The following is a 15,638-nucleotide window of genomic DNA, read 5'->3' as shown; positions in this document are numbered from 1 at the left end:
CCGTCGCCGCTGCGGGTCAGTCGAGCATGGGCCGGAGGTGCATCCCGGTGTAGAGGAGGAGCACGGCGATGCCGGACGCGAAGAGCAGGTCCGTCGCGTGGGCCGGGTCCGCAGTGCCGGCCAGCGAGGGGAGTGAGGCCAACAGGACCCCGCCCACCACCACCGCGTGTACTGTCTGGGCCACCGGCCGCCAGGCGAGGTCCTGGAGCCCGTCCTCCTCCGTGGCGAAGCCGATGGTGACCACGAACGACAGGACGAGCACGACGGCCAGGGCCAGTGCTGGAGCGTCGGCGCTTGTCAGACCCCAGTCGTGGTCGAGGTAGCGCGACATGTCGGTGGCGTAGTGCACGCGCCCGCCCAACTCCGGTGCGGAGGGCGCCCAGAGCACCTCGACCTTGGTGTCGGGCTCCGGTTCCTCGGGGGTGTACGCGCCCTCGGCCCGGACGGTGCCGCCGCCGGGCAGGGCCAGCGTCAGCTTCGAGAAGTAGCCGACCACGTCGCCGTCGCGGAAGTTCTCGCTGATGTCGTCCGCCTGGATCACCGTCGCGGTGGAGACCGAGGCTCCGGCGCGGACCACCGAGCGGACGGTCTCGGACTCGTACGCCTGGGCGAACCCGGCCAGCGCGGCGCAGGCCACGGGAAGCAGCAGCCAGACCGCCACCTGCCGGGAGTACACCCACCCCTTGCTGTCGAAGTCGAACGGCTCGCGTGACGAGAACCGGGAGCTGAACCGCCTGCGCGGCGCGTCCTTGACCAGGGAGACGGACCGGCGGCGGGTCGCCGCCCGTGACAGCCACCCGTGGTTGTCGTCCGACCACCAGAGCCAGAGTGCGGCGACCCTGAGCCAGAGCAGTCCGAAGGCGATCCAGGCGGCCGTCGTCAACCCGCCCACCGGCAGGGCGACTCCCCCGGGCAGCCCGGCGGTCCAGAGGACCACCGTGGCCATCGCGGCGTACGAGAGCGCGGACAGTATTCGAACAAGCCAGGTCAACACGACGTCTCTCCCCCGGATGATCAACAGTCGGGGCGAGTATCCCAGCCACCCCGGACGAGGGGGTAAGGGGGTCGTGGCCGAGGGGTCGCCTGTATCAGCGGTCCGACTGCCGGGCGGGACGGCCCCTACTCCGGCACCGTTCCAGCAGCTCAGCGGCCGTCGGACACCGGAGCAGGCCCTCTGTGGTCAGGATGGTCCCACCACTCCCCCCGGCAACGGTCCATGGGGCGGCGGTGGTAGGACCGGCGGCACCGAGAACTCATCGCCCAGCACGCCATCTCCGGTCGCAGGCTCCGTACCGGCGCCGTCGACGATGCCGGTCGGTTGCCCGGCCGGGCTGCGCGGGCCGAGCCGGGACCCGCTGTCGAGGTACGGGCGGTACACACGCTCAGGCCGGTGCGGGCGTTGCCTCCTCGGCCGCGCAGCTGACGTGCTCCCAGGCAGCCCAGCTGTCCGTCCGCTGCGTTGAGTTCACCGTCCGAGTCGGATCGACAGAGCAGCGGGGAGCGAGCACTCGCCGGGACCGGTGCGAGGGCGGCCTCCGGGCGGCTCGTCGGTGGCTTGCCCGGGGCCCGACGAGCCGCCCCGGGCATCACGCAGGAGCGCGTCACGGCCACGCCGGGGCGGGCCTCGGCGCGGTCGGCGGTTCAGCCCGTCAGGGTGGCGAGCCAGTCGGTCAGCAGACGGTTGACCTCCTCGGGGCGTTCCTGCTGGACCCAGTGGCCGCAGCCGTCCAGGAGGTGGGAGGCGGTCAGGCCGGGGAGGGTGGTGGGGAAGGCGGCGATCGCGTCGGACATCCAGGTGGTGGAGGCGTCCAGGGCGCCGCCGATGAACAGGGACGGCCGGGTGATCGGGGCTCCGCGGTGGGGGGCGAGGTCCTCCCAGTCGCGGTCCATGGTGCGGTAGCGGTTGAGGGCGCCGGTCAGGCCGGTGCGCTCGAACTCCCCGGCGTAGACGTCGAGGTCGTCCTCGGTCAGCCAGGCCGGCAGGGCGTCGGCGGGGAAGCGGTCGCGCAGCCGGCCGCCGCGGGCGACGAAGTGCGGGTCGGGCTCGCCCCGGGCGGGCATGGTGTCGGCGGACAGGGCCGCGTAGAAGCCGGCGAGCCAGCCCCGGACATCGAGCTCGATCTCCGCCTCGGCGCGGCCGGGCTCCTGGAAGTAGGAGACGTAGAACTCCTGCCCGGGGCCGCCGATCCGGTCGAACACCTCGGTGGGGCGGGGCCCGCCGGGCGGCGCGTAGGGGACGCTCAGCAGGCCGACCGCGCGGAACACCTCGGGGTGGAGCAGGGCGGAGGCGGCGGCGATGCTGGAGCCCCAGTCGTGGCCGACGACCACCGCGTCCTCCTCCCCGAGGGCCCGCACGACGGCCACGTTGTCCTCCACGAGGTCGAGCATCCGGTAGGCGTCGGTCGCCGCAGGCTTGGAGGAGCGGCCGTAGCCGCGTACGTCGATCGCCACCGCCCGGTAGCCGGCTGCGGCGAGGGCCGGTAGCTGGCGGCGCCAGGAGTACCAGGACTCGGGGAAGCCGTGCACGAGCAGGACCAACGGGCCGGTGCCCTGCTCGACCAGGTGCAGGCGCCCGGCCGGGGCCTCGACGATGCGGTGGCTCGGGGCGGCGGACGGCTCGGACTGCATGGGGAGTTCTCCTCGGTTCGCCGGTGATCGCGGGTGGTCGCGGGTGATCGCGGGTGGTCGCGGGTACCCGTCGATCATGCGGCGCGGCGACCGCCCGAGGCGATCGGCGTTGCCGTTCTGGCAAACTCGCAGGACAGGGAGACGGTCGCCAGGTTCGTTCGGGAGGTGCAGCGGCGGTGGCAGATGACGACGTGGCCGGGACACTGGCGACGATGGGGCCCCGCCTGCGGGCCGTGCGCGAGCGCCGCGGCGCCACGCTCACCGGAGTCAGCTGTGCGACCGGCATCTCGCCGAGCACGCTGTCGCGGATCGAGACCGGCCGGCGCAAGCCCACCCTGGAGGTGGTACTGCTGCTGGCGAAGGAGTACGGCGTCTCCCTGGACGAGCTGGCCGGCACCGCCCCTGCCGCTGCCCCTGCGGCCGAACGCCGAGCCTCGGTGCCGCTGAGTCTCGGCGACGACAAGGCAGTCCTGCCGCTGACCCGCTACGTCGGCGGACTGCACGCCCACAAGCACGTCCTGCCCTCCGTCGACGGCCGGCCGGTGCGACCGCGACAGGTCTCCCACGACGGCTACGAGTGGCTGTGCGTCCTGTACGGGCGGCTGTGGCTCGCGCTCGGCGAACAGGACCTCGTCCTGACCGCCGGGGACGTCGCCGAGTTCGACACCCGCACCCCCCACGGGGTCGCGAACGCGGGCTCGGGCGGGCCGGTCGAGTACCTGATCATGTTCGGGCCCCAGGGCGAACGCCTGCGACCGCGCACCCCGCCCGCCACCGGCCGCGGGGCCCGGTAGTTAGCGGGGCTGTCGAGGGACGGTCGGCGGCGCAAACGACGCCCGGACGGTTTCGGTGGCCAGGTCCCGCAGCCAGGTGTGGGCGCGGTCGTCGTCGTAGCGCTGGTGCCACAGCAGGTACAGGGGAACCTCGGGCAGCGGGAGTGGCGGCGGCAGCGTGACCAGGCCGAGCCCCTCCCGGGCTGCGCGGGTGATCGCGTCGGGGAGGGTGACGACCAGGTCGGTGTCGAGGGCGAGCTGCAGCGCGAACGCGGCGGTGGGCCCGGCGGCGACGACGCGTCGTCCGAGGCCGCGGGCCGTCAGGGCGTCGTCGATCGGGTCGCGCAGGCTACCGCGTCGCGAAACGGTGAGGTGTTCGGCTGCCGCGTAGCGCTCGACGTCCAGCGGCCCCTCGCTGAGGGGGTGGCCCGGGCGGACGGCGACCACCAGCCGGTCGGTGCCGACGAGGCGGTGCCGGATGTCGGGGAGCGTCGGAGCGCTGGAGCTCGATTCGAGGTCGACCTCGCCCCGGCGCAGCTCGGCGTCGTCCGTCCCGGGTTCGGCCGACAGACGCAGCCGGACGCCGGGGGCCCGGCGGCGGAGGGCGGTGAGCAGAGCGGTGCCGCAGGCGGCGGTCAGGGCGTCGTGCCAGCGCACGGTGAACACCCGGTCCAGCGCCGCCAGGTCGAGTTCCTGCTGCGCGGAGAGGAGGTGGTGGGCCTGCTGTACGAGGGCGTGGACCTGGGCGCGCATGGCCAGCGCGCGGGTGGTGGGAACCATGCTGCGGCCGGTGCGGACCAGGATCTGGTCGCCGGTGGCCTTGCGGATGCGGCCCAGGGAGCGGCTCATCGCCGGTGCGGTGACGTGGAGTCGGGCTGCGGCGCCGGCGACACTGCCCTCTTCCAGCAGTGCGTCAAGAGCGGTGAGCAGATTCAGATCCAATTGCATGTCAGTAATTCTACAAGTGAATAGCATGCACTTGTTGTTAATGACCGGGAGCCATACCTTCGAAGTGCAGGCGAGAGACCGACCGCCCGCGCACATCGAACCCGTGGAGCCCGCCATGAGCACCGCCATGCCTTTCGCCGCCGACACGACGCTCCTGCCCGAGGTGACCGCCGCGGTGAGGACCGCAGGCCTCACCCTGCGCGGGCGCCACACCCCGCACGCCCGGGGTGTGAGCCTGGACGAGGTCGTCGCCGAGATCCACGCCAACGACGACGCGGTGCTGGACGTGCTGCGGGAGCCGCTGCTGCGGGCCCGGCCCGGATCGCAGTGGGCGGAGGACGAGCTGGCCGGCGGCGCGCTCCCGCCCGGGGAGTGGTGGGTCGTCGACCCCGCCGAGGGCAACATCAACCACGTCCACGGCATGGACGACTGGTCCGTGACCGCCACCCTGGTCCGCGACAACCGGCCGGTGCTCACCGTCGTCCACCTGCCGCTGACCGGCGACACCTACACCGCCGTGGCCGGCGGGGGTGCGCACCTCGACGGCCGGCCGCTGCAGGTGTCCGCCAAGACCGACCTGGGCGCCGCGCTCGTCGGCACCGGCCAGGCCAGGCCCGGCGAGGACGAGCGCACCTTCCGGCGGATCGGCGACTCGGTCACCGCCATGCTCGTCAACGGTCTGGTCGTGCGCGTGTCCGTTCCCGCCACCATGCAGCTCATCCACGTCGCGGCCGGACGCACGGACGCCTTCTGGCAGTTCTCCGACGTCCGCTCCGGGCTGGTCGCCGGTGCCCTGCTGGTCGCCGAGGCCGGAGGCACCGTCACCGACCTGGCGGGCGAGCCCTGGACCACGGGCAGCCGCGACTTCCTGGCCTCCGCCCCCGGCATCCACACGGCCGCCCTCGACGTCCTGTCCCCGCTCGTCTGACCGGACGCCCTCCGCCCCGCCCGCCTCACACCACAAGGAGCATCACCTCATGACCAGCATCGGCATCCTGGGCGCCGGCCGCGTCGGCGCCAACCTCGCCGGCAGGCTCTCCGCAGCCGGACACCGTGTCACCCTCGGGGTCCGGAACCCGGGAGAGGCCGCGGCCCTTGCCACCGGCAGCGCCCCGCGGACGGCCTTCGCCGACCAGCGCACCGCCGCCCGCACCGCGGACATCGTGATCAACGCGACGCCCGGCCACACCTCGCTGGACCGCTTGGCCGGCCTGCGCACCGAGCTCGCCGGGAAGCTCCTCGTCGATGTCTCCAACGCCACCCGCGACGCGGATGACGGCCTGCCCGGCGACCTGTGCTACCCCGGCAGCAGCCTCGCCGAGCAACTCCAGGCCGCGCTCCCCGACACCCGCGTGGTGAAGACCCTCAACACCATGCTGTTCATGGTCATGACCGCTCCCGAGAGCCTGGCCACCCCACCGACCGCCTATCTCTCGGGCGATGACGAGAACGCGAAGAGGACCGTCACCGGCCTGCTCGGCGACCTGGGCTGGCAGCCCGCATGGATCGAGGACCTCGGCGGCATCGCCACGGCCCGCGCCACCGAGGCCATGATCCTCGTGGTTCCCCACGTCCTGCGCCGACACGGCTTCAAGCCGTTCGCCGTCTCCCTGGCCCGCTGACCCGTCGGGGCCGGTTTCGGAGCAACGCCGGTAGCGGGCCCGTGCGAGGCGGCCGGGAGTGCGATCCGGGCACGGACGGCGGTGCGCCGGGTGAGGCGGTCGGCGGGTACGAAAGCCCGGTACCGGCGCGGCGATGAGTTTTCCGGCTCCGACAGGTCTACATCTCGACCGGGACGACCAACTCATCGGGAGTACGGATATGGGCCTCATCCACATCGAGCTGTTCACGACCCTCGACCTCGTCGGGCAGGCACCCGGCGGCCCCGACGAGGACCCCGAGGGGTTCCCGTTCGGCGGCTGGCAGGCACCCCTGCTCGACGAGGTCACCGGAGCGCAGATCCTGGCCGCGTACGAGGGCACGGACGCCCTGCTGCTCGGCCGGCGGACGTACGACATCTTCGCCGCCCACTGGCCGCACAAGGAGGGCGGCGAGATCGCCGAGCTGTTCAACAGCGTCCCGAAGTACGTGGCCTCCCGCGGCAGGCCCGACCTCCCGTGGGCCGGGTCCACGCAGCTCGGCCCGGACCTGGCGGGCGCGGTGCGCGAGGTCCGTGACCGGCACGAGCACGTGAAGGTCGTCGGGAGCCTGGACCTGGTGCAGACCCTCCTGCGAGAGAAGCTCTTCGACCGCCTCGACCTCTGGGTGCACCCGATCGTGCTCGGCGTCGGGAAGACGGTGTTCGACGGCGGCGCGGTCCCCACGAACGTCACGCTCCTCGAACCCCCGGTGGCCGGCCCGCAGGGCGCCGTGTACCTGCGCTACGGGCTCGCCGACGGCACACCCGCGACGGGCGACATGAGCAGGCCCGACCGCGGTCTCGGGCACGACGACGACAACGGCCGGTGATCCGATGACCACCCTCGACACCGACGAGGTCGCCCTGGGCATCGAGTCGTTCGGTGACCACGACGCACCGCTCGTTCTGCTCGCGGGAGGGCCCACGATGCTCTCCTGGCCCGACTCGCTCTGCGAGCGCCTCGCCGCCGGCGGGCACCGGGTGGTGCGCTACGACCTGCGTGACAGCGGGGAGTCCACGACGACGGATCCGCCGGCACCCGCCTACACCCTGCGCGACCTCGCCGCCGACGCCGCGGCCCTCGCTCACGCGCTCGGCGGTGCGCCCGCGCACCTCGGAGGGATCGGCGTCGGTGGGATGGTCGCCCAGGTGGCCGTGCTCGACCGTCCGGACGCTTTCTGCGCGCTCACCCTGGCCAACACCCGCGCGGTCGCCCCCGGCCCGCCCGACGACGACCTCCCCGACCACGACCGGGCGACGATGAGCCGGCTGTTCGCGCGTCCGATGCCCGACTGGACCGACCGCGAGGCGGTTGCGGAGTTCGCCGCCACCGGCGCGGCGATCCTCGGCGACGACCCCGACGGCGCGCGCGCCGTCGCCGCGCGCATCTGGGACCGCACGCCCGGCACCGCGCCCCCCGTCCAGATGGCCAACCAGATGGGCCTGGTCTTCTCCAAGCTGGACTGCACACCCCGCTGGCGCGAGCGCCTGCCCGGGATCGAGGTCCCCACGCTCGTCGTCCACGGCCGCCGCAACCGGTTCTTCCCGGTCGGCAACGGCGAGGCGATCGCGCGCGAGATCCCCGGTGCACGACTGCTCGTCCTCGACGAGGCCGCCACCGCGGTCCCCGACTCGGCCGCCGACGAGGTCGCCGGGGCGATGCTCACGCTCGGGCAGAGGACGGCGGGTGCCCCACGGGTCCGGCCTCCGGGCGCGTGACGGGCTGTGGCTCCGAAGGGCGGAACGGCGCAGGGCGGAACGGCGCAGCACCGGCGCGACGCTGCGCGAGCCTGGGAACCGACCAGCCACTTGGCATTCGATCAGAAGGCAAATTCCTGAACGGATCGTTAAATGCAAGGCCCTGGACCGACTTTGGGTGTAGAGTCTGAAGCACAGAGGGTGGCCCGAAGGGGCGGCGTCAGGGTGATGCCGCCGGATCACCCGTCGACAGGGGGAGCATCATGACCTACCACATCGACGTGGCGCGGGCGACGATAGACGACCGTCTGCGGGAGGCCGAGAAGCACCGCCTCGTGCGCGCGCTCCGCCTCAAGAGCCGCGCCGAGCGCAGCGCCCGACGCGCGCACCGGGCCCTGACGAGTCTGGCCGGCCCGACCGTATGAGCGCACCACCCCAGATGGGCCGTCACCACGACACCGGTGACGGCCCATCTGCCTTTCTGCAGCGGGAACCCTCCGCGAACCGGCCCGGTGCCGCCGTGCGGCAATGCGCTCGGCTCAGGTGTCGGCGCCGTGGCGCCGGTCGGGAGTGAGCAGGTAGGCGGTCGCCATGTCGCCGAGCTCGTCGGCGCAGCGGCTACCGTCTGAGCGCGTCCCGCGGGGCGCTTCTCGTCTCGCGCCCGGCCGGACGGAAGGGTCGTTCCCAGGTGCGGCCCCGCGGGGTCACTGCTTCAGCCGCGGGACTTCCGTGCCACCCACGCCCGGGCCTGCCGAGCCGACGCCGGCCCGCAGCCCGGCCTTGCCCAGCGAGCGCAGGGCCACGAGCAGGAAGCCGATGTCGTCCAACAGGATGGGGTCGGGCAGCAGGTCCACGGGGCTGACCAGATAGGCGATGGACGCCCAGAACAGGACCTTCTTCGACATCGGGATCCCTGATGCCCCCAACAGCTTCCGGGCCCGGACCAGCTTCACCACCAGAACGCCCGCGACCACGAGGGTGGCCAGGACCACCCCGGCCCCGACCACCCAGAACACACCGTTTCCGTCCATCCCGGCCACCTCTCGCTCGAACCGCCTCCAGGAACCTGCTCCGTGCCCGCCAGACCATGCGCACCAGCCCAACAGCATCAAGCTTCGCATCCACGACCGGGGCGGGATCCGCGGCTGGGCGGCCGGGGTGGTCCCACGGCCCGCAGCGCCGGAACGCGGGCATGACCGCGGGCCCGTCGAGTCAACGGAAATCGCGTTCCGCTGTCACCCCTGGAACGAGCTCGGCTCCCAGGCCCGTCCGTCGGCCGGGTAGACGTACAGCGGCCGGCCCTTCACCGCGCTGGTGCGAAACGGTGTGCCGTGGCCAAGGTCGACGGGGAGCGTCCCCTTTCGGTCACCGCTCGACCACTCCAGTTCCAGGTACCAGCTCACGTCGTGGGAGTCGGTCACGGCGGTGACCTCGATGGCCTCCGGGTCGCCCTCGCTCACCTTGACCGGCAGGCCCTTGCTGCCCGCGGCCAGGACCGGCCGCGGGCGGGCCGCGTCCAGATCGAGGTCGTAGGAGTGGACGCCGACCCCACCGCCGCAGCCCTCGGCCATGGAATAGGCGTTCCAGGCGAGGGGACCCGCGATCCGGGTGACCCGGACGTTGAGGCCCGACAGGACCACGGTCTCCCTACCGGTGCCCTGCACGATGAGCTCGATCGACTGGTGGCGGCCGGCAACCGCGCCGATCCCGGAGGCCCAGCCCGCCACGTCCGGCACCGCGGGCGGTCGAGGGACCTCGGACGGCGGGCGGTCCACCAGGTACTGATCGCACGAGCTGTTCCACCCGGACGGCCGGACCGAGACCGTGATCGGAGCGCTCGTGTCCGTCCCGCCGGTCGGCCCCGGCGAGCCCGAGCCCGCACCGGTGGAGGCGGCGGCCGAGACGGAAGCGGGGGTGGAGGCGAGAGCCGGGGAGGGTGGCGAGTCGGGGGTGCCCGGAGCCGGGGATCCGGCGGCCGACCCGCCGTTCGGGGCCCGACCGGGACCGGTGTCACCGCCCGCGGCCGACTTCAGCCCCATGGCGACGGCGCCGGTGGTGGCCAGCACCGCGGTGACCGCCACCGCGGCCAGGACCGCACGGTGGCGGACAGGCCACCGCCGCGGCGCCGCCCCGGGGGCAGGGTCCGGTTCGGCGCGGGCGACGAGGACCCGCCCGGCCTCGACGCCGCCTCCCCCGTCCGGCGCCGCCTCCACCTCCGCCTCGACCTCGCCCTCGGGCTCCGTCCCCGTCCCTGCCTCCGTCGGGTCCATCGGGTCCGCCGGACCCGTCTGACCTGCCGGTCCGGGGACGGGTGAGGTCCTGCTTCCCCGCGCCGAGTGGACGACGGCCCACAGCCGGTACAGCTCGACGCGTTCTTCCGGCGTCGCCCTGCACAGCCTCGCAAGGTGGTCCAGCGGGGCGAACTCCGTCGGCACCACGTCTCCCCTGCAGTAGCGGTGCAGCGTCGAGGTGCTCAGATGCAGCCTCTTCGCCAGCGCGCCGTAGCTGAGCCCCGACCGGCTCTTCAGCTCCCCGAGCAGCCGCGCGATCTCGTCCCGCTCCCCCAACTCCCCGAACCCCTCTGGCACCGTTCCTCCGCCTCGCTCTTGCATCCAGCAGTGATCGCGCCCCGCCGTCTCCGGCCGCCACCGGCGGTCGGGCGCGGCGCTGTCGCGTCCCCCCGCGGCCGGACCGACGTGAAGCGATCTCCGGGACAGAAGCACGCCGCTGACGCTCCCGTGGTTCCCGCCGCCGGCCACGCCGTTCCCCGGTCGCACGGACGCGTCCCAGGAAGGTTACGTCTTCCCAGGTCAAAGCAGGTAACGGCGTCCCAGCGTCCCAGATCGGGCGCCGGCCGTTGCTCCTGGGACGAACCGGCCGACAGGCTTTCGGTGATCACCGAGAAGGAGCGACAGTGAGCACTGTTCAGGCGACCCGGACCGCGATACGCACGGGCGACCGTTTCAACCGCAGCGCGGTGGCGCTGACGATGGGCGGCATTCTGCTGATGACCGCGGCCTGCGGCGACGGCGAGGGCGACGGGGCCTCCCGGGCGACGGGCGCCGCTGCCGCCGGCGGGCCGGCGGCCACGGCTACCGCCACGACGGCCGCCACGACTGCTGCCGCGACTGCCGCCGCGCCTTCGGCCGCGACCGGGCCGAGGACGTCGGCCGCGGTGCTCAACGTCGAACCGAAGGACGGCGCCCGGGGCGTCGCGCCGAACGCGCTCCAGGTGTCCGTCTCCCACGGCAGGCTCACCACCGTCGACGTGACCGACAAGAACGGCAGGCCCGTCCCCGGCACGATCACCCCGGACGGCACCGGCTGGAAGCCCGCCGCCGCGCTCGCACCCGGCACGGCGTACACGGTGAACGCCCAGGCGGCGGACGCCGACGGTCTCGCGGCCGCCTCCACCACCGCGTTCACCACGCGCACGCCCGACAAGCAGGTCTCCACCAACGACAACATCGCCGACGGCCAGACCTACGGCGTGGGCATGATCGTCAAGGTGGAGTTCAGCACGAAGATCGTGAACAAGGACGCCGTCGCCAAGGGAATCACCTTCGAGACCGACAACGGCACCGAGGTGAAGGGCCACTGGTTCGGCGACAACCGGCTGGACTTCCGCCCGGCCGAGTACTGGAAGCCGGGCACCAAGGGCACCATCCACTACCGGCTGAAGAACGTCGAGGTCTCACCGGGCGTCTACGGCGACGTGGACAAGGACGAACCGTTCACCGTCGGCCGCTCGCAGGTGTCCACCGCGGACGCCGCCACGCACCGGCTCACGATCGTCCGGGACGGCAAGACCACCACCGTGCCCGCCACGCTCGGCGACGAGAAGCACCCCTCGTGGGGCGGCACCATGGTGATCATGTCCAAGGAGAAGGTCACCCACATGAACTCCCGGACCGTCGGACTCGGCGACGAGTACGACATCCCCGCCGCCCCGCACGCGATGCGGCTGACCGAGAGCGGCACCTACCTCCACGGCAACTACTGGTACAAGGGCGACCCGTTCGGCAAGGAGAACACCAGCCACGGCTGCGTCTCGCTCAAGGACGTGGAGGGCGGCAGCGACACCTCCGTCGCGGGAACGTTCTTCAACAGCTCGCTGATCGGCGACGTGGTCACGATCGTGAACTCGAAGGAGAAGACCGTCTCCCCCGACAACGGACTCGGCGGCTGGAACCTTCCCTGGGCGAACTGGTAGACCCGTCCACTCGACCGCACCGCCCACCCGCGCACCGTCGTGGCCGGCGGCTCGGTCGAGGTCCACGACGAACCCTCGCACGGCGGCCGGCACGCCGACCGCCGCACCACGGAGGTCGTACAGAACCCCCCGTCGGATCCCCGTCGGATCCCCCGGCGGTACCCCGGCGGATCCCCCGGCGGTACCCGGACCGCCGAAACGGACGCTGCTCAGGCCCTGCTCAACGAGGAGGAGCGTCGGCCGCCGCGGTGCCACCGGCGTGCCAGCGCGGGCCGTGAACCGGGTCGTTCAGCCACACGAACTGGCCGTCCGGGCGCACCGTCATCCCGTACTCGTACGGACCCGGCCGCCCGAGCTCCTCCCACTGCGCCCAGGCGTGGAGCAGTTCGTCACCGATGCGCCGCGGGCCGCCCTGGTACATGGTCGCGGTGCCGTCGCCGCCGGCCGACAACGCGGCCCAGGACCGGTGGCCGTCGTGCACCCACGCCAGGACGCCGTCCTCGTCCGTGCCGGTGACGACCACGGCATCCGGCACGGCGACCCGCAGCGCGAACCTCAGGTTCCAGTCCGCGGCCAGCGGCGCGGGATCCCGATCCACGACGCGCTTCACCTCCGGCGCCGCGGCGCCGCGCACCGCGGCGTACCCCGCGTGCCCGCCCACGGGCGCCGGACCTGCGGCGCGGTCGCCCATGAACCGGGCCAGGCCCTGCACCCACCCGCTCGCGCTGCGCCCGTCGTCGGCGACGGTGAGGGCGACGTGCCCGAGCCGGCCCCAGGGAACCACGAGCCGCCCGCCGGGCCGGACCGCCCCGACCCACGACCACGGCACCCGTTCGACCGCGTAGGTGGCGATCAGCCGGTCCACCGGGCCGTCCGGCACCGTGACGGTCCCGTCCGCCACCACGACGTCCACCCGCAGGCCGGCCGCGGCCAGACGCTCGCGTGCGAACGAGGCCAACACACCGTCGATCTCGGTGGACACCACCCGCCCCGGGCCGGCCCGCCACGCCGCCAGCGCCGCGTTCCAGCCCTGCCCCGTCCCGATGTCCCACACCCGGTGCCCGGGCTCCAACAACAGGCTGTCGAGCATGTCGACCACGACGCCCTGCGCCGACAGGCTCGACGACGCCAGCCCGTCCGTCACCTGGGTGACCGCGGCCGCGTCCTGCTCGCCGTACAGCTCCCGTGCCCAGCCGTCCGGATCGCTCTGCCGGTCCACCGGCACGTACGCCCGCCCGTCCCACCGCAGCAGCCGGTCCGGCGCGAACAGGTCACGCGGCAGCGCCGCCACCGCCTCCCGCAGCCACGGCGCCCGCTCGGGCCAGGCCCCGCGCTCGTCCATCGCCTCGTCCAGGCGCGCCCGCAACGGGGCCGGCCCGGTCACTTCTTCCCGTGCTTCGGGTCACCCGGCGGCAGGGGGACGGGCACCTGTCCGTCCGCGTTCCCGGGAGGCGGGGACCCTTGACCCGGACTCGGCAGCTCCGGCTCCTTCTTGTGCTTCCCCATCCGGACCCCTTCGCGCGCGACAACAACCCGGTCATCCTGACCCGCCCCCACACACAGGCGACAGAGGGTGAAGCAGCACGCAGGGGGCGCCGGACCCGGCCCGCACGCCGGGCGAGGGCATGGTCATCGCCGGTGACGTGCTGCGCGCAGGCCGACGCCTCCGCCCAGGACGCCGGACGCCACGGCGTTCGACAGCTCGGTCGTGTAGTCAGGCAGATCGACGCTGCTGACCTGCTTGCCCATCTCCAGCATCCTGTCGAGGATCCAGCGCCGGTTCAGCAGCCCGTTGCGCACCCGCAGCCCGGTCGCGGTGCCGGGCGCCAGGAACGGGCCGGTCCGGTCGCCGCCCTTCTGACAGCCCTGGGCGTAGTCGCGCACGGTGTGCTCGTAGCGGGCGAAGGCGGTGCGGTGGTCGCCGCAGGCCCGGGCCAGCTCGCCGGCCAGGACGTACGCCGCCACCACAGCGGTGCCGGTACCCATCCCGCCGATGGTGGCCCCGCACGCGGCGTCGCCCAACAGGGCGATCCGACCGCTGGACCAGGCGGGGACGTCGGCCCGGCTGATCGAGTCGAAGTACAGCTCGGGGGCCTGCCTCAGGCTCTCCAGGAGCCCGGGCACCTCCCAGCCGAGGCCCGCGAAGGCGTCCTGGATCAGCGCCTTCTGCTGCGCCACGTCGTGGCGGTCGTAACGGAGTTCGGTCGAGGCGAAGACGAAGAAGGCGCCCGCCCGAGTCGGGTCGCGGTGGTCGGCGCCGACGGCGGCCAGCCGGCCGGGGACGTTGAGGCCGACTGAACCAGGAGGCAGACCGAGGTAGTTGGGAAGCTGCCAGGTGGCCGCGTAGTAGCCGAGGTGGCGGACGTAGTCCTCCTCCGGGCCGAAGGCGAGCCGACGGACGTTGGAGTGCAGTCCGTCGGCGCTGATCACCAGGTCGAACTCGCGCGGCGCGCCGTTCCGGAAGGCCACCCGGACGCCGGTGGGCGTCTCCTCCATGGCGGTGATCGAGTCGCCGAAGAGGTACTCGGTGTGCGGGAGGCTGCGCCGGTGCAACACCTGGGCGAGCTCCCCGCGCGGGACCTCGACGTCCCCGCCCGCGAAGTCGGCCGGCAGGCGGAGGAGTTGACGGCCGCGCCGGTCGACGAAGGTCATCGGGCTGCCGCCGGTGTCGAGGGCGCGCAGCTCGTCGAGCACACCCATCCGCTCCAGCACCGTCAGGTGGGTCCGGCCTCGGAAGTCGACCGCCTGGCCGCCACCGCGCAGGGCGGGGGCCAGCTCGACGACGGTGGTCTCGAAGCCGTACCGCCCCAGCCAGTAGGCCAGTGCGGGGCCGGCGATGCTCGCGCCCGAGATCAGGACCTTGGTGCTCACGTGAACCACTCCATCCGAGCTGCCCGATTAACTGTGTCCCATGGACACTGTTTCTTGCTGTGTACGGTAGACGCAGTTGGGCCGCCCCGCAAGGGCAGCCGGAAGCACGAGACGGAGCGGGAATTGAGCGAGGAAGCGAACGAGGCGGTGCGGCTGCTCTGGGGACCGCCCGCCAGGCCGTCCCGGGGGCCGAAGCCCGCGCTGAGCCTGGGGCGGATCGCCGCGGCGGGCGTCGCGATCGCGGACGCCGAGGGCCTCGGCGCCGTCTCGATGCAGAAGGTCGCCGGCCTGCTCGACTTCACCAAGATGTCGCTCTACCGCTACGTTCCCGGCAAGGCGGAGCTGGTCGCGCTCATGGTGGAGGCCGCGGTCGGCGAACCGCCGCCGGCCGTGGACGGACTCGGATGGCGCGAGCAACTGACCTCCTGTGCGGACCAGTTGGCGCAAATGCTCACCGATCACCCCTGGCTGCTCGACGCCACCGTCGGACCGCGGGTGGTGGGCCCCAAGGAACTCGGCTGGCTGGAGCGGGTGGTCGCAGCCCTGGACGGCCACGGACTGACCGGCCCCGAACGGATGGACTCCGCAGTGCTGCTGGCCGGGCACGTCCGGGGCATCGCCGAACAGGCCCGTGCGGCCCGGCCGGACGGCTCGCCCGAGGCGAAACTCCTGGCCGTCCTCGGCCCCCTGGTCCACCAGCACGCCGACCGCTTCCCCGCGCTCGCCGCGGCAATGGCCACCCAGGACGGCCGGGACCAGGCGCTGAACTTCGGCCTGGAGCGGATCCTCGACGGCCTGGAGGCCCTCATCACGCGCCGAGCCGGGTAACCCTCGGGGAGGATCAGCCTCGGCTCACCTCAGTGGGCCG

Annotated in this window: 15 protein-coding genes; 8 read left to right on the top strand and 7 right to left on the bottom strand. The window is 73.2% G+C overall.

Annotated elements, in window-relative coordinates:
- Positions 1-16: 16 nt before the first annotated feature.
- Together ACFWOG_RS20005 and ACFWOG_RS20000 are read right to left on the bottom strand one after the other, a co-directional pair.
- Positions 17-994 (bottom strand): hypothetical protein, encoded by a 978-nt coding sequence (locus ACFWOG_RS20005; RefSeq protein ID WP_380359966.1) that lies wholly within the window; start codon positions 992-994, stop codon positions 17-19.
- Between the two features lie 647 nt (positions 995-1,641).
- Positions 1,642-2,628, bottom strand: a complete 987-nt coding sequence (locus ACFWOG_RS20000) for an alpha/beta fold hydrolase (protein WP_380359964.1) — start codon at positions 2,626-2,628, stop codon at positions 1,642-1,644.
- Between the two features lie 176 nt (positions 2,629-2,804).
- Between ACFWOG_RS20000 and ACFWOG_RS19995 the strand changes: the two genes are divergently transcribed.
- Positions 2,805-3,422 carry a helix-turn-helix domain-containing protein gene (locus ACFWOG_RS19995; RefSeq protein ID WP_380359962.1) on the top strand — a complete coding sequence of 206 codons (618 nt, stop codon included), beginning with the start codon at positions 2,805-2,807 and terminating at the stop codon, positions 3,420-3,422.
- Here the strand turns inward: ACFWOG_RS19995 and ACFWOG_RS19990 are convergent, their stop codons facing one another.
- Positions 3,423-4,349: a LysR family transcriptional regulator gene (locus tag ACFWOG_RS19990; RefSeq protein ID WP_380359960.1), complete on the bottom strand. Its 927-nt coding sequence runs from the start codon at positions 4,347-4,349 to the stop codon at positions 3,423-3,425. It abuts the gene before it with no gap.
- Positions 4,350-4,464: 115 nt separating this feature from the next.
- On the opposite strand from ACFWOG_RS19990, the gene ACFWOG_RS19985 reads away from it, so the two are divergent.
- The 5 genes from ACFWOG_RS19985 to ACFWOG_RS19965 all read left to right on the top strand — a co-directional run bounded on the left by ACFWOG_RS19985 (position 4,465) and on the right by ACFWOG_RS19965 (position 8,111).
- Positions 4,465-5,277, top strand: a complete 813-nt coding sequence (locus tag ACFWOG_RS19985) for an inositol monophosphatase family protein (protein ID WP_380359958.1) — start codon at positions 4,465-4,467, stop codon at positions 5,275-5,277.
- A gap of 49 nt (positions 5,278-5,326) precedes the next feature.
- Positions 5,327-5,971, top strand: a complete 645-nt coding sequence (locus tag ACFWOG_RS19980) for an NAD(P)-binding domain-containing protein (RefSeq protein WP_329879769.1) — start codon at positions 5,327-5,329, stop codon at positions 5,969-5,971.
- Positions 5,972-6,170: 199 nt separating this feature from the next.
- Complete coding sequence (locus ACFWOG_RS19975) at positions 6,171-6,818, top strand: dihydrofolate reductase family protein (protein WP_380359956.1); 648 nt, start codon at positions 6,171-6,173, stop codon at positions 6,816-6,818.
- Between the two features lie 4 nt (positions 6,819-6,822).
- Positions 6,823-7,707 (top strand): alpha/beta fold hydrolase, encoded by an 885-nt coding sequence (locus tag ACFWOG_RS19970; protein WP_380359954.1) that lies wholly within the window; start codon positions 6,823-6,825, stop codon positions 7,705-7,707.
- A 242-nt stretch (positions 7,708-7,949) separates the two neighbouring features.
- Positions 7,950-8,111, top strand: coding sequence for a hypothetical protein (locus ACFWOG_RS19965; protein ID WP_329879766.1), 162 nt, complete (start codon positions 7,950-7,952; stop codon positions 8,109-8,111).
- A 279-nt stretch (positions 8,112-8,390) separates the two neighbouring features.
- Here ACFWOG_RS19965 and ACFWOG_RS19960 read toward each other — a convergent pair whose 3' ends face one another.
- Both ACFWOG_RS19960 and ACFWOG_RS19955 read right to left on the bottom strand, forming a co-directional pair.
- Positions 8,391-8,717 carry a YkvA family protein gene (locus ACFWOG_RS19960; RefSeq protein WP_329879765.1) on the bottom strand — a complete coding sequence of 109 codons (327 nt, stop codon included), beginning with the start codon at positions 8,715-8,717 and terminating at the stop codon, positions 8,391-8,393.
- Positions 8,718-8,921: 204 nt separating this feature from the next.
- Positions 8,922-10,274, bottom strand: a complete 1,353-nt coding sequence (locus ACFWOG_RS19955; protein ID WP_380359952.1) for a helix-turn-helix domain-containing protein — start codon at positions 10,272-10,274, stop codon at positions 8,922-8,924.
- 326 nt (positions 10,275-10,600) lie between these two features.
- Here ACFWOG_RS19955 and ACFWOG_RS19950 point away from each other — a divergent pair, with 326 nt between their 5' ends.
- A complete protein-coding gene (locus ACFWOG_RS19950; RefSeq protein WP_380359950.1) occupies positions 10,601-11,899 on the top strand; it encodes an Ig-like domain-containing protein in 1,299 nt (432 codons plus the stop codon).
- A gap of 220 nt (positions 11,900-12,119) precedes the next feature.
- Here the strand turns inward: ACFWOG_RS19950 and ACFWOG_RS19945 are convergent, their stop codons facing one another.
- Both ACFWOG_RS19945 and ACFWOG_RS19940 read right to left on the bottom strand, forming a co-directional pair.
- Positions 12,120-13,283: a methyltransferase domain-containing protein gene (locus ACFWOG_RS19945; RefSeq protein ID WP_380359948.1), complete on the bottom strand. Its 1,164-nt coding sequence runs from the start codon at positions 13,281-13,283 to the stop codon at positions 12,120-12,122.
- A 245-nt stretch (positions 13,284-13,528) separates the two neighbouring features.
- Positions 13,529-14,770, bottom strand: coding sequence for an FAD-dependent monooxygenase (locus tag ACFWOG_RS19940; RefSeq protein WP_380359946.1), 1,242 nt, complete (start codon positions 14,768-14,770; stop codon positions 13,529-13,531).
- A gap of 123 nt (positions 14,771-14,893) precedes the next feature.
- On the opposite strand from ACFWOG_RS19940, the gene ACFWOG_RS19935 reads away from it, so the two are divergent.
- A complete protein-coding gene (locus ACFWOG_RS19935; RefSeq protein WP_329949029.1) occupies positions 14,894-15,598 on the top strand; it encodes a TetR/AcrR family transcriptional regulator C-terminal domain-containing protein in 705 nt (234 codons plus the stop codon).
- The last annotated feature ends 40 nt before the right edge of the window (positions 15,599-15,638 follow it).

The organism is Kitasatospora sp. NPDC058406 (assembly GCF_042722765.1).
Lineage (GTDB): Bacteria > Actinomycetota > Actinomycetes > Streptomycetales > Streptomycetaceae > Kitasatospora.
The sequence above is the reverse complement of the archived record's forward strand: the minus strand, read 5'-3'. Positions and strand labels throughout refer to the sequence as shown.

Coding starts and splice junctions, on each gene's coding strand:
- ACFWOG_RS19990 (WP_380359960.1), bottom strand. CDS start 4,349: ATGCAATTGGATCTGAATCTGCTCACCGCTCTTGACGCACTGCTGGAA.
- ACFWOG_RS19965 (WP_329879766.1), top strand. CDS start 7,950: ATGACCTACCACATCGACGTGGCGCGGGCGACGATAGACGACCGTCTG.
- ACFWOG_RS19975 (WP_380359956.1), top strand. CDS start 6,171: ATGGGCCTCATCCACATCGAGCTGTTCACGACCCTCGACCTCGTCGGG.
- ACFWOG_RS19970 (WP_380359954.1), top strand. CDS start 6,823: ATGACCACCCTCGACACCGACGAGGTCGCCCTGGGCATCGAGTCGTTC.
- ACFWOG_RS20000 (WP_380359964.1), bottom strand. CDS start 2,628: ATGCAGTCCGAGCCGTCCGCCGCCCCGAGCCACCGCATCGTCGAGGCC.
- ACFWOG_RS19985 (WP_380359958.1), top strand. CDS start 4,465: ATGAGCACCGCCATGCCTTTCGCCGCCGACACGACGCTCCTGCCCGAG.
- ACFWOG_RS19980 (WP_329879769.1), top strand. CDS start 5,327: ATGACCAGCATCGGCATCCTGGGCGCCGGCCGCGTCGGCGCCAACCTC.
- ACFWOG_RS19960 (WP_329879765.1), bottom strand. CDS start 8,717: ATGGACGGAAACGGTGTGTTCTGGGTGGTCGGGGCCGGGGTGGTCCTG.